The organism is Cryomorphaceae bacterium (assembly GCA_017798125.1).
Lineage (GTDB): Bacteria > Bacteroidota > Bacteroidia > Flavobacteriales > ECT2AJA-044 > ECT2AJA-044.
Genome location: CP059070.1, coordinates 388,667 through 401,082, shown reverse-complemented (window position 1 = coordinate 401,082; position 12,416 = coordinate 388,667). Strand labels below are relative to the sequence as shown.

The following is a 12,416-nucleotide window of genomic DNA, read 5'->3' as shown; positions in this document are numbered from 1 at the left end:
TTATTATTCGTCCGAAAACTGAACCAGCATCCGTCGATAAGCTGAGAACAACTTAGACTTACTGATAAAGCCAACATAGAGTCCGTTGTTCAATACCGGAAGATTCCAAGCGCCGGTGGACTTGAACTTGTCCATGACCTTCTGCATAGGCTCGTTGTAGTCGATGAAGGCCGGCGCTTGACGCATCAGCTCCCTAACGGTAACGCGGTCGTACATATCGCGATCGAACATGACGTGGCGGATATCGTCGAGTAAGAGTACTCCGAGCAGTTCATCGTCATCGTTCAGGACTGGGAAAATATTCCGCGTACTCTGCGCCACCACCTTGACCAGTTCGCCGAGTGAATAAGTAGGCTTGATCGGCTTGAAGTCTTTCTCGATGACCTTGGACATCTGGAGACGGCTCAAGACCACCTTGTCTTTGTTGTGGGTCAGCAGCTCACCCCGGCGAGCCAATTGCTGGGTGTAAATGGAGTGAGGAGCAAAGGCTTTGGTCAGAGTGAAGCTCAACGTTGCCACAATCATTAGGGGAACAAAGAGCTGATACCCGCCCGTGAGTTCTGCGATCAAGAAGATGGCGGTCAACGGGGCGTGTAAAACTCCGGCCATGAGTCCAGCCATCCCCACCAGGGTGAAATGCACCATGGAAATGTCGGCTCCAAAGCCGCGAGCCACTCGGGCAAAAAGGTATCCCATGGTACTTCCCATAAACAGCGTTGGGGAGAAGATGCCACCTACCCCTCCGGCATTCCAAGTCACGGAGGTCGCCACAATTTTGAGGGCCATGATTAAGAAGAGCATCAGCAAGATGGCGTCGGTCTCTTCGACGAACCAATAAAAGACGCTGTCTTGGAAAAGAACGGCCTCTTCACCAGCCAGTAGGCCGTTGATGACATTAAATCCCTCTCCGTATAAACTGGGGAAGATGAAGACTAGTACACCCAGGATGAATCCGCCGATGGCCAAACGAGTCCAGTCGTTTTTAATGCTGCCGAATCGAGCTTGTGCCGTAAAAAAGACCTTCTCGACATAGATCGAGAAAAGTGCGCTAAAGACGGCTAAAAGCAAGTAGTATGGAATGTGGTTGAATTGAAAGGACTCGGTGACCCGCGTGGGGATGATGAAGTCATCTCCTGTAAACAGGTAACTGGTTAAGACCGCCATGACCGAGGCGATCAGAAGGGGAATGAGAGAGCTGAAGGTCAAGTCCAACATCAGAACCTCAATGGCAAATACAACTGCCGCAATGGGTGCTTTAAAAATCGCGGCCATTGTTCCTGCGGCGGCACAGGCAATCAACAGAATTCGATTCCGGTAATTCAGGTGCATGAGCTGCCCAAAATTGGAACCCAAGGCCGCGCCGGTACTTACAGTAGGCCCCTCCAATCCAACGCTTCCTCCAAAACCTACGGTGATGGAACTGGCGACCAAAGAGGCGAACATGTGGTAGCGCTTCATAATCCCGTTTCGTTTGCTGATCGAATGCAGTACCGTTGGAATTCCGTGACTCACCGGCTGCCGAACAACGTACTTGATGAACAGGAAGGAAAGCAACAAACCAAGGGCGGGGAAGACGAAATAGGCTCCCAGGTAGTAGTCGCGGATGATGCCCTGGGTAATCAATACCTCTATAAAGTGTGCGGAGGTTTTGATCATAACCGCGGCCGTCCCCGAAAGGATACCAACGATCGCACTAGAAATAAGGATGAATTGACGGTGTGGTACGTGACGCACCCGCCAAATCAGGAAACGACCCAATATGCTCGTCTTTCCGGACGGCATATCAGTCGGTCACGACATTCAAGTGCAACTCGCCCAACTGCTCTTCGTTCAAGGTTGCGGGCGCATCAATCATTACGTCACGGCCTGAGTTGTTCTTCGGGAAGGCGATGAAGTCTCGAATGGACTCCGAACCACCGAACAAGGCCACCAGGCGATCGAATCCAAAGGCGATTCCACCGTGAGGCGGTGCACCGTATTCAAAGGCATTCATTAAAAAGCCAAACTGCTTTTGTGCCTCTTCTTCGCTGAATCCTAGTAGGTCAAACATTCGTTTTTGAAGATCGCGATCGTGGATCCGGATACTTCCACCTCCAATCTCGTTTCCATTCAAGGTCAAGTCATAGGCATTGGCCCGAACGGCTCCTGGATCGGTATCGATCAAGGCCAAGTCCTCTGGCTTTGGAGAGGTAAACGGGTGGTGCATGGCGTGGTAACGCTCGGTATCTTCATCCCACTCAAGTAGCGGGAAGTCCGTTACCCAAAGTGGTTGGAAGTGATCGGCCTTGCGCAAACCGAGGCGTTCGGCCATTTCCAATCGCAGTTCGTTTAGTGCTTTACGCGTCTTACCGGCGTCGCCAGCAAGAATCAAGATGAGGTCACCTGCTTCTGCTCCGGTGCGCTCAGCCCACCCGCCAAGGTCTTCAGCTCCGAAGAACTTGTCGACTGAAGACTTGTAGCTTCCGTCCTCATTGCACTTGACGTACACGAGTCCTTTCATGCCAATTTGTGGACGCTTCACCCAGTCGGTGATGGCGTCAATTTCTTTTCTGCTGTAGCTCGCTGCTCCAGGAACGGCAATCCCCACCACCAATTCCTGGCTGTCGAAGACTCCAAAGCCCTTGCCCTGAGCCAAGTCGTTGAGTTCACCGAACTCCATCCCGAAGCGAATATCCGGTTTGTCGGAACCGTAGCGCTTCATGGCCTCATCGTAGGACATGCGGGGAACTTCGTCGATTTCGACGTCCAATACGGCCTTAAAGAGGTGGCGGACCAAACCCTCAAAAGCGCTCAAAATATCTTCTTGCTCCACAAAGGCCATTTCGCAGTCAATCTGCGTAAACTCTGGCTGACGGTCGGCGCGCAAATCCTCGTCGCGGAAGCATTTGACTATTTGGTAGTAGCGATCCATACCCGCCACCATCAAAAGCTGCTTGAAGGTCTGTGGTGACTGAGGGAGGGCATAGAATTGTCCTTCATTCATGCGTGAAGGAACCACAAAGTCACGCGCACCTTCCGGTGTGGATTTAATCAAGTACGGAGTTTCGACCTCCACGAAGTTTTGCTTGTCCAAGTAGTTTCGGGTCTCAATCGCCATGCGGTGACGCAGCATCAAGTTGTCGCGAACTGGGGCGCGACGAATGTCCAAGTAGCGGTACTTCATGCGAAGCTCATCTCCGCCATCGGTTTCGGTTTCGATGGTGAATGGAGGTGTTTGCGCCGCATTCAAGACCTTTAATTCGGTGACTTTGATCTCAATGTCCCCCGTATCCATATTGGCGTTTTTGCTGGCGCGCTCAATGACCTCACCCGTCACCTGAACCACATACTCACGTTGGAGCTTGCGCGCTTCGGCCAATAGACCTGCATCAGTCTCCTCGTTGAAGGCCAACTGCGTGATGCCGTAACGGTCGCGGAGGTCAATAAAGGTCATCCCGCCGAGATCGCGAGACTTCTGTACCCAACCGCTCAAGGTTACCGTTTGTCCAATTTCATCGGCCCGTAGGGCCCCGCAAGTATGCGTTCTGTACATGGTTTCACTACTTTAGAAGCCGCAAAATTACAAAACGACCCAGGGTTTACCCATGCTCAGCGTATTTTCAGACGAACATTTTATGAAGGAGGCGCTCAAGGAGGCGCAAAAGGCCTACGAACGCGATGAAGTGCCTGTGGGCGCGGTGGTTGTGGTGAATCAACGCATCATCGCGCGGGCACACAATTTGACCGAGACGCTGAACGACGTTACGGCGCATGCCGAGATGCAGGCCATCACCAGTGCGGCCGACTATTTGGGTGGAAAATACCTGCAAGACTGCACGCTTTACGTGACCCTGGAACCCTGTGTGATGTGTGCAGGGGCACTCTTCTGGTCTCAGGTCGGCAAAGTGGTCTTTGGGGCCTACGATGAGAAGCGCGGCTACCAAAGTGAAGGCGCTCGGTTGCATCCGAAGACGGAATTGGTCGGCGGAATTCTGGCCGAAGACTGCGGTACCTTGCTCACGGAGTTCTTCCGTTCCAAGCGCATCTAGTCCAGTCCGTTAAAAACATTTTCGGCGTATATTTGTAGACTCATTCCAAACAAGCAAAAAACGAACTCAATATGTATCCAGAAGAACTCATTGCACCGATGCGCCAAGATTTGTCTGGCCACGGATTCGACGAGGTAAAGACCGTTGCTGAAGTAGATGCAGCGATCAAAGCAGAAGGTACCACCATGGTCGTGATCAACTCGGTTTGCGGTTGCGCGGCAGCCAATGCTCGCCCTGCGGCGAAGATGGCGGCTCAGCACAGCAAGCGCCCAGATCGTTTCGTTACCGCATTTGCCGGAAACGACGTCGAGGCCGTGAATCACGCACGCGCCTTGATGGCCCCATATCCACCCAGCTCTCCGAGCATCGCCCTTTTCAAAGACGGGAAGCTCGTGCACATGGTGGAGCGCCACCACATTGAAGGTCGTCCAGCGGAAATGATCGCTGAGAATTTGACCGGTGCTTTCGACGAGCACTGTTGATCCAAACTCATTGAACCTCAAGCCGCTTTCCTCCGGGATCGCGGCTTTTTTCGTTATTTAGCGCCCTATGAAAAGCTTCCTCAAAATTCCCATATTCCTCTTGCTTTGTGCCTACGGCACGATGTCCCACGCCCAAGGTCAGGACGACTCCTTATTCCTGCGTCAAATCTATGACGAAGCCCTTGTCCGCGGTCATGCCTACGAAAACCTCCGCTCCTTGTGCAAGGACGTGGGTGCTCGCTTGACTGGATCAGCCGAAGCCGAAATGGCCATTTACTGGGGTCAGCGACTTTTGGAGTCCTACGACTTTGACAGTGTCTACCTCCAGCCCATTGAGGTACCTCATTGGGAGCGAGGGACAGAAGAGGCCGGTTGGATCGTGGATGCTGCAGGAGATCTGCACCCTCTGCGTTTGACCGCACTTGGAGGTTCCATCAGTACGGAAGGGTTGCTTTCGGGTTCGTTGGTCTACGCCGAGGACATGGAAGCCTTGAAAGCGATGGACCCTGCCGAAGTGGAAGGCAAGGTGGTCTTTGTCAATCAGGGTTTCGACCAAAGCTTGATCAACACCTTTCAAGGATATGGGGGCTGTTGGTCCATGCGAGGATACGGAGCTGTCGAAGCAGCCAAGCTCGGCGCCAAGGCGATTTTGATTCGCAGTTTAGCCAGCCATCAGGATCCCTATCCACACACGGGGTCCATGTATTATGTGGATTCGGTTCCTCGAATTCCCGCCGCCGCCATCTCCACCGAGGATGCTGCCTTCATTCAAAAGCTTATTGAAAGCGAAACACTGGAAGTGCGTTTGGAAATGGACTGCCGTTTTTACGGCACCGTTCCTTCCTTCAACGTGATTGGCGAAATACGCGGGGAGCGCCCAAATGAGATCATCACCTTCGGCGGTCACTTGGATTCTTGGGACATGGGAGAAGGTGCCCATGACGACGGAGCTGGAATTGCGCACTCCATTGAAGCATTACGCATACTCAAAGAATTGGAGTACACGCCTCAACGAACGCTCCGTGTAGTGCTCTTCATGAATGAAGAAAACGGGAACATGGGAGGTAAGACCTATGCCAAGTGGGTATCCCAAGAGCGCGGTGAAGAACATGTGGTTGCTCTAGAATCTGATGCCGGTGCAGGAGTACCTTATGGCTTTGGTATTGTCGGCGACAAGAAGCAAGTCAAGTTCGTTCGTCAATTCAGCGAGCTCTTTTACGATTACGGAATTTATGTCTTGGATCCGGGCTACGGAGGCGTGGACATCGGTCCGCTGCGTGATTACTATCCCGAAATGCTCCAGTTGGGCTTGCGTCCAAATTCACAGGAATACTTCAAGTACCACCACAGTGATAACGACGTTTTTGAGAATGTAGACAAGCGAGAATTAGAACTCGGCTGTGCTGCTTTTTGCAGCATGATCTACTTGGTCGATAAGTATTATTAGAACTTGCCGGAGTTCACCCACTCCTCCCTGGGTTTGATTTTCTCTGCGGCATCCCAATGCTCCACCACGAGTCCATTTTCCACTCGGAATAAATCGGCTTGAGCATAATCCTCGCCTTCCCAAGTAGCTTTGGATAAGGCCGCTACAAAATTCCCAGACCCTACGAGCATGAAGATCTCTTGATACCACAATGGGCGATTCGGGTCTGAGGCCAAGGCCAAGAACGGTGCTCGACCATCGGGCACTTCTTTGTTGTGCTGGATGTAGTTCTCATGAACCAATTCAAGGATGACCCGAGGGTCTCCATCCTTCATCAAGGCTCCTTCCATGAGTCGACGAACCAAGGCCTTGTTTTCCTCTGTTTTTTCGAGGTCCACCACCTCTGTTGGACCGTCCGTAGAGGTATGACCACTTGGTGTGGTCTCGGCAAATTCCGTGAGCACGTCCCAGTGTTCCACCACCTTGTCGTTCTCGTCCGTATCAAAAAAATCCAAGGTGACGTATTGAGCAGCGCCATCATTCAGATTCTGATAAGCGTGGACAAATACGAGGTTTCCATCCGAGAAGCTTCGAACGATTTCAATGTCTCTTTTCGGATTCCGTTCAACAAAGTCCTTGAAGAATTCTTTGAACCCTTCCTTGCCATCCTTGACGTCGGCGTTGTGTTGGGTATATCGATCTCCGGTGAATTCATCCATGGCCCGATCGAAATCACCATCGCGAATTCCGACCAGATAAATTTGTGAGGCGTTGTGGACTTTCGAATTCATTTTAAGCTGCTTGTGGAACGCTGCGCTTTTCCATTTTAATCATGCGGTATCCCACATAGATCAAAATCAGACCGATCAATTCCGTAACGAAGAGTACGTTCACGTATCCGGCACGTGTAAAGGACCCGCCGATTCCAGGTAGAAGGCCTCCGATGGCGATGTATACATTGCCAATAAACCGTACCTCCTTATTCTCCATGCGGTAGTACTTGATGGCGCTGTAAATAGCTCCTCCTACCAAAAAGATAAAGGCGTAGAGGTTGATGAGCGGCGAAAAGTAGCGTACCCATTCCCAGGCAAAGACGCTTCCCGTCAATTTGCCTTCGAAGTTTTCCGGCACGTCGATGGGACTGATGAAAACAAACAAGGATCCCACCAAAATGAGCGTCACAAAGAAGTAACTCGTGGCATTGGCGAAGCGCTTGCGCATGAGTAAGTACACGGATCCTTGAGCCAAGGGGAATCCACCCAAAAGTGCGCCCACCACATACCAAACCCGTGTATTCAAAGCACTCCAGCCAAAGAGGGCATTAATGCTCTCCGTCAAAGTTCCGGCTCCAAAGGTCAAAACGCCAATGGTCCACCACATCAGGTAGGACGTTTTTCTGTATTTATAGTGGGCGTAGATCTCGCGAACGAAGTAAAAGGAAAATAGCGTGGTGAGAATCGGGATGTACTCAATCCATTCATTCATGGGTCTGATCTTATAGCTCTAAAGAGGGAAAACTAACCACGGGCGCGGGAAGTTCGCCGGAGGCACTATTTTCTCTTCAAGACCTTGGGCACTTTGATGTAGTCCGTGTCTTTCTGAGGAGCGTTCTTCAAGGCTTCTTCCTGTGAAATCTCCAATTTGGCATCGTCCGCACGCAGGATATTGGTGTCCTCGTTCATGTACTTCAAAGGCTCAACGCCTTCCACATCCAACTCGTTGAGTTGATCGACAAAGGCTAGAATCTTATCCATGTCCTGCATCATGGCATCAACCGCTTGCTCATCTAAGTCTAAACGGGCCAAGTGAGCTAGGTGAAGAATTTCCTCTTTACTGATACTGTTCTTTTCCTTCGACATGATGTCCTTTCAGAGTTTCGTTGATGATGCGATAAGCTTTCCTGCGCAAAACGTGAACATCGTTCTCGTTCATTTGGGTCGTGATGATGGGCTTGTGGATGATGCAGTGCAATTTACCCGGTCCGCCTCCACTCCAATGTTCTGGAAAGCGCTCTTTGTTGTTTACAAAGGTAATAGGAATGATTGGAACGCCTGTTTCCACGGCGAGTCGAAAGGCGCCCATTTTGAATGGGGCCAAACGCCATTTGGTGTCCGGTATTCCACCTTCAGGGTAGATACACACGCCGTAATCCTGTTCAATCTTTTCCTGTGCCCTGGTGTACACTTCACGACGAGATCGCAAACTGGCGCGGTCCACCAAAATGTTGGTGCGTTTGTAGAAGAACCCGAATACTGGGATTCGAGCCAATTCCGCTTTCCCTATGAACAACCAGTTTCCTTCCGCGAGGGCTAGGGTGGCCATGATGTCAATTTCTGAGGTGTGGTTGGCGATGACAACGAAAGGCTTGTTCCAGTTCACTTCAGCCTTTTGATCCACCTGTAGTCTAAAGCCCATGGCCTTCACGACGGTCTTCCCCCAAAGCCGGGCAAACCAGAAAAAGGTCTTGTGCCATTGGGGCACTAGGGCCGTCACCAAGATGAATGGGAAGAGCAGTACAATAGCCACGGCGATGACCATGTAGTACCAAATTCTCCAAAGGATGCGCAATAGGTTCACCCCGCAAATTTAGTTTACTATTTTTACCTGCCTAAAATCGGAACATGGCGAGAATATTAACAGGAGTTCAAGCGACCGGAATCCCACACTTGGGAAACATTCTCGGAGCAATTGAGCCGGCCGTTGAGTTGTCCAAACAAGACGGGAACGACACCTTTCTTTTCATCGCGAACATGCATTCACTGACCGCCATCAGAGATGCCGCATTGGTTCGCGAAAATACCTACAGCGTAGCTGCGGCGTACCTCGCTTTTGGATACGATACAGACCGCAATACCTTTTACCGTCAAAGCGATGTCCCTGAGGTCACCGAATTGATGTGGTATTTGAACTGCTGGACTCCCTTCCCCATGCTTCAAAACGCTCATTCCTTTAAGGATAAATCGAGCCGTTTGAACGAAGTCAACGCTGGATTATTCACCTACCCAGTACTCATGGCGGCCGACATTCTCTTGTATGACGCCCACTTTGTACCTGTCGGAAAGGATCAGCAACAGCACTTGGAAATGACACGTGATATGGCGGGTTCTTTCAATCATCAGTACGGCGAAATCTTTGTGCTTCCTGAGGCGAAGATTAGTGAAGAAGTAAAGGTGGTTCCTGGAACGGATGGTCAAAAAATGAGCAAGAGTTACAACAACTTCATCAACCTGTTCCAGCCGGACAAAAAGTTGCGTAAACAGGTCATGGGGATTGTAACGGACAGTACTCCACTTGAAGAGCCTAAAGATCCGGATACCTGCAATGTGGTAGCCCTTTATCGACTCGTTGCATCGGCAGAACAAGTAGCCGAAATGGAAGCCAATTATCGTGCTGGAGGTTATGGATACGGACACGCCAAGCAAGCCTTATACGAGGCATTGATAGCACGTTTTGAAGAGCCGAGAAGAATCTACGACGAGCTCATGGCCAACAAACCAGAACTGGACCGTCAGTTGGCTATTGGAGCAGACAAGGCAAGATCAGTAGCTAGCGCTACACTTTCCCGCGTTCGCTCGGCCGTTGGCATGGATTAAAGGCGTACGCCAATTCCCAATCGAATCTGGAGCATTCCCGCAGAAAGGTCGCGAGCCAATTCACTTTGGAAAGTGGTTTGTGGCAGGTCGACGGGGAGTGTAGAGTCATCAATCTCTACCGTGATGGCCTCATCATAGCTCAGGTTGGCAAAGTAGTAACTGGTTTCCGCCCGGACCGTAAGGAACTCCTGAAAAGTAAAGACGATGGCGAGATTACCTCCGTAGGTAAAGGTGGTGATCTGCTTGGGGTCGTTGAAGGTCTCATATGGTACGGTATACGGAAACCCAATCGGGCCAACGTCAACGCTACCAAAGGCAAACCCAGTCCCTGTTAAAGTGGGCTCTGTATAGGAAAGAAGTCCACCTTGTACCCCGAGATGGATATCAAAGGGCTTCAAGGGTAATCGGGCCGTAGGCCCAAGGCTAAAATAAAAGGTCTCGAAACTGGATTCATCCAGGATCAGTGTAATGCCTTCGAGTCCCGGGATGTTTTCGAAGTCCTCGAAGTTTAAGCCACGAAAATTGGTGTCGAATTCGGCACGGAAAAATCCGATACCAAACCGTGCATCAATTCCCCAGTTTTGGTGCGGGTAGTAGCCGTAACTGATTTCACCATTGTACCCTCCTTTGGCTTCGTTCCCTCGGTCGCCCGAGTCGTCGTTACTGGCTAAGTCTCCTTGAGCCCAACCGTAACCGGTCCCTAGAGTGATGTAGTGTTGAGGTTCAAATGCAGATCCACCTTCTTGGGCAAGGGCGCCAAGGGCGATGAAGAGCGTGAGGACAAGGGCTTTTGTTTTCATAGGGCTTAACTTACGATACTTCCAGGTTCCATTTCGTTTTGAGGACTGACGGCCACCAACTGACCCTCAGGATTTTCGGCCATCAAGATCATGCCTTGAGATTCGACTCCGCGTATTTTTCGTGGTGCTAGGTTGAGCACCATCACGACTTGCTTGCCAACAAGGTCTTCGGGAGCAAAGAATTCCGCAATTCCCGACACAACCGTTCTTTTGTCCACTCCGGTATCCACTTGGAGCTTCAGCAACTTATCGGTCTTCGGAACGCGTTCAGCCTCTAGGACTTTGGCTACTCGGAGGTCCAGTTTTGTGAAATCGTCAAAGGTGACATTGTCTTTCTGGGGCATAATATTAGATTTTTCCGCGTCATTGGCGGCTTTAGTCGCCTGCAGCTTCTCTATCTGTGCTTCGATGGCGGAGTCTTCAATTTTCTCGAAGAGCAGTTCCGCTTTTCCAATGGTATGGCCTTGTGGGAGCATGGGCGCCGCTTTCACATCGCCCCATTGTACATCTCCCATGTGAAGCATGTCGCGCAGTTTTGCGGCCGTATGTGGCAAGAAGGGTTCGGCCACGACGGCCAGAGCTGCAGCCACTTGCAGTGCAACGTGCATCACCACTTCCGTCCGTTTCTCGTCCGTCTTGACCAGCTTCCAAGGCTCTTGATCCGCGAGGTATTTGTTTCCGGCACGAGCCAAATTCATCATCTCTTGGAGGGCTTCTCTGAAGCGGTACTTGTCCAAGGAGTTGGCAATCGCTTCTGGCCGGTCCATGAGGTATTTGACCAGCTCGTGATCCTCTTCGCTTAAATCGTCCAGTGAACAGGGCGGCAAGGCACCGTCGTAGTATTTGTTGGTCAAGACCACCACGCGATTGACAAAATTCCCGAAGATGGCCACGAGTTCGCTGTTGTTTCGGGTCTGGAAGTCCTTCCAAGTAAAGTCGTTGTCTTTGGCTTCCGGCGCATTAGCGGTTAGCACGTACCTGAGTACATCTTGCTTACCCGGGAAGTCCTCCAGGTACTCGTGTAGCCAAACAGCCCAGTTTCGAGACGTGGAAATCTTGTTGCCTTCAAGGTTCAAAAACTCATTGGAGGGTACTTGGGTGGGTAGTACATATCCACCATGAGCCTTCAGGATGGCCGGGAAAATGATGCAGTGAAAAACAATGTTGTCTTTCCCGATAAAGTGGACCAACTCGGTCTCTTTGTCTTGCCAATAGGCTTTCCAAGCATCGCTATCACCTTTTTCTTCAAAATACTCCTTCGTGGCAGAAATGTATCCAATGGGAGCGTCGAACCAAACGTAGAGGACTTTCCCTTCTCCACCTTCGGCGGGAACCGGGATGCCCCAGTCGAGGTCTCGGGTAATGGCTCTTGGAGCTAAACCTTGATCGAGCCAACTCTTGCATTGTCCATATACATTCGCTCGCCAGATCCCTTTCTTGGTGCCGATCCAATCGTTGAGGAAGGTCTCTTGGTACTTGTCTAAGGGAAGATACCAGTGCTTGGTCGTCTTCTTAATGGGTGCATTCCCGGAAAGTCGAGACTTTGGGTTTTTCAATTCCTCCGGACTCAAGCTAGTCCCGCAGTTCTCACATTGGTCTCCGTAGGCTTCCTCGAACCCGCAGTTGGGGCATGTCCCCATGATGTATCGATCAGCCAAGAACTGCTGTTCTTGCTCATCGAAATACTGCTCGGATTCTTGAACGACGAACTCGCCAGACTCGTCCATTTCTTTGAAAAAAGACTGTGCGGTTTGGGCGTGGCCCTTAGATGAAGTCCGTGAGTAGTGATCAAAGGCGATCCCGAATTCGGCAAAGGAACTCTTGATCATGTTGTGGTATTGGTCCACAACTTGCTGCGGAGTGACTCCGTCTTTTTTCGCTCGCAAAGTAATGGCGACACCGTGTTCGTCCGACCCGCAGATGTGCAAGACATCGGCTCCCTTCATCCGTAAGTAACGCGTATAGATGTCGGCAGGGACGTAGACGCCAGCCAAGTGGCCTATATGTACTGGGCCGTTGGCGTAAGGCAGGGCAGAGGTAATGGTGTAGCGTTTGCTCATGAAGGGACTTCGTTAAGCGGCAAAAAT

Annotated in this window: 12 protein-coding genes; 4 read left to right on the top strand and 8 right to left on the bottom strand. The window is 51.0% G+C overall.

The window, feature by feature from the left end; all coding sequences use genetic code 11:
• Positions 1-3: 3 nt before the first annotated feature.
• Together HZ996_01720 and aspS are read right to left on the bottom strand one after the other, a co-directional pair.
• The gene (locus HZ996_01720) at positions 4-1,782 is read right to left on the bottom strand and encodes a chloride channel protein (protein ID QTN37906.1); all 1,779 of its coding nucleotides are present in this window, start codon (positions 1,780-1,782) and stop codon (positions 4-6) included.
• A 1-nt stretch (position 1,783) separates the two neighbouring features.
• Positions 1,784-3,532: an aspartate--tRNA ligase gene (aspS, locus tag HZ996_01715; protein ID QTN37905.1), complete on the bottom strand. Its 1,749-nt coding sequence runs from the start codon at positions 3,530-3,532 to the stop codon at positions 1,784-1,786.
• 52 nt (positions 3,533-3,584) lie between these two features.
• Here aspS and HZ996_01710 point away from each other — a divergent pair, with 52 nt between their 5' ends.
• From HZ996_01710 to HZ996_01700, 3 genes are all read left to right on the top strand, one after another.
• Complete coding sequence (locus tag HZ996_01710) at positions 3,585-4,028, top strand: nucleoside deaminase (GenBank protein QTN37904.1); 444 nt, start codon at positions 3,585-3,587, stop codon at positions 4,026-4,028.
• Positions 4,029-4,099: 71 nt separating this feature from the next.
• Positions 4,100-4,510: a BrxA/BrxB family bacilliredoxin gene (locus tag HZ996_01705; protein QTN37903.1), complete on the top strand. Its 411-nt coding sequence runs from the start codon at positions 4,100-4,102 to the stop codon at positions 4,508-4,510.
• Positions 4,511-4,577: 67 nt separating this feature from the next.
• The gene (locus HZ996_01700; protein ID QTN37902.1) at positions 4,578-5,957 is read left to right on the top strand and encodes a M20/M25/M40 family metallo-hydrolase; all 1,380 of its coding nucleotides are present in this window, start codon (positions 4,578-4,580) and stop codon (positions 5,955-5,957) included.
• Here HZ996_01700 and HZ996_01695 read toward each other — a convergent pair.
• The 4 genes from HZ996_01695 to HZ996_01680 all read right to left on the bottom strand — a co-directional run bounded on the left by HZ996_01695 (position 5,954) and on the right by HZ996_01680 (position 8,513).
• Entirely contained in the window at positions 5,954-6,691 is a 738-nt protein-coding gene (locus tag HZ996_01695) for a nuclear transport factor 2 family protein (GenBank protein ID QTN39984.1), read from the bottom strand. The two genes, HZ996_01700 and HZ996_01695, sit on opposite strands and share 4 nt — an antisense overlap.
• Before the next feature lie 37 nt (positions 6,692-6,728).
• The gene (locus tag HZ996_01690; protein QTN37901.1) at positions 6,729-7,421 is read right to left on the bottom strand and encodes a hypothetical protein; all 693 of its coding nucleotides are present in this window, start codon (positions 7,419-7,421) and stop codon (positions 6,729-6,731) included.
• 65 nt (positions 7,422-7,486) lie between these two features.
• On the bottom strand, positions 7,487-7,795 hold the full coding sequence (gatC, locus tag HZ996_01685) for an Asp-tRNA(Asn)/Glu-tRNA(Gln) amidotransferase subunit GatC (protein ID QTN37900.1): 309 nt from the start codon (positions 7,793-7,795) through the stop codon (positions 7,487-7,489).
• Positions 7,767-8,513, bottom strand: a complete 747-nt coding sequence (locus tag HZ996_01680; GenBank protein QTN37899.1) for a 1-acyl-sn-glycerol-3-phosphate acyltransferase — start codon at positions 8,511-8,513, stop codon at positions 7,767-7,769. The genes gatC and HZ996_01680 overlap by 29 nt, the downstream gene beginning before the upstream one ends.
• 44 nt (positions 8,514-8,557) lie before the next feature.
• Here HZ996_01680 and trpS point away from each other — a divergent pair, with 44 nt between their 5' ends.
• A complete protein-coding gene (gene trpS, locus HZ996_01675; GenBank protein ID QTN37898.1) occupies positions 8,558-9,529 on the top strand; it encodes a tryptophan--tRNA ligase in 972 nt (323 codons plus the stop codon).
• On the opposite strand, the gene HZ996_01670 is transcribed toward trpS, so the two are convergent.
• Both HZ996_01670 and metG read right to left on the bottom strand, forming a co-directional pair.
• Positions 9,526-10,329, bottom strand: a complete 804-nt coding sequence (locus tag HZ996_01670) for a hypothetical protein (protein ID QTN37897.1) — start codon at positions 10,327-10,329, stop codon at positions 9,526-9,528. The two genes, trpS and HZ996_01670, sit on opposite strands and share 4 nt — an antisense overlap.
• A 5-nt stretch (positions 10,330-10,334) precedes the next feature.
• On the bottom strand, positions 10,335-12,389 hold the full coding sequence (gene metG / locus HZ996_01665; GenBank protein QTN37896.1) for a methionine--tRNA ligase: 2,055 nt from the start codon (positions 12,387-12,389) through the stop codon (positions 10,335-10,337).
• Positions 12,390-12,416: the final 27 nt, after the last annotated feature.

Coding starts and splice junctions, on each gene's coding strand:
- HZ996_01720 (QTN37906.1), bottom strand. CDS start 1,782: ATGCCGTCCGGAAAGACGAGCATATTGGGTCGTTTCCTGATTTGGCGG.
- aspS (QTN37905.1), bottom strand. CDS start 3,532: ATGTACAGAACGCATACTTGCGGGGCCCTACGGGCCGATGAAATTGGA.
- HZ996_01710 (QTN37904.1), top strand. CDS start 3,585: ATGCTCAGCGTATTTTCAGACGAACATTTTATGAAGGAGGCGCTCAAG.
- HZ996_01705 (QTN37903.1), top strand. CDS start 4,100: ATGTATCCAGAAGAACTCATTGCACCGATGCGCCAAGATTTGTCTGGC.
- HZ996_01700 (QTN37902.1), top strand. CDS start 4,578: ATGAAAAGCTTCCTCAAAATTCCCATATTCCTCTTGCTTTGTGCCTAC.
- HZ996_01690 (QTN37901.1), bottom strand. CDS start 7,421: ATGAATGAATGGATTGAGTACATCCCGATTCTCACCACGCTATTTTCC.
- gatC (QTN37900.1), bottom strand. CDS start 7,795: ATGTCGAAGGAAAAGAACAGTATCAGTAAAGAGGAAATTCTTCACCTA.
- trpS (QTN37898.1), top strand. CDS start 8,558: ATGGCGAGAATATTAACAGGAGTTCAAGCGACCGGAATCCCACACTTG.
- HZ996_01670 (QTN37897.1), bottom strand. CDS start 10,329: ATGAAAACAAAAGCCCTTGTCCTCACGCTCTTCATCGCCCTTGGCGCC.
- metG (QTN37896.1), bottom strand. CDS start 12,389: ATGAGCAAACGCTACACCATTACCTCTGCCCTGCCTTACGCCAACGGC.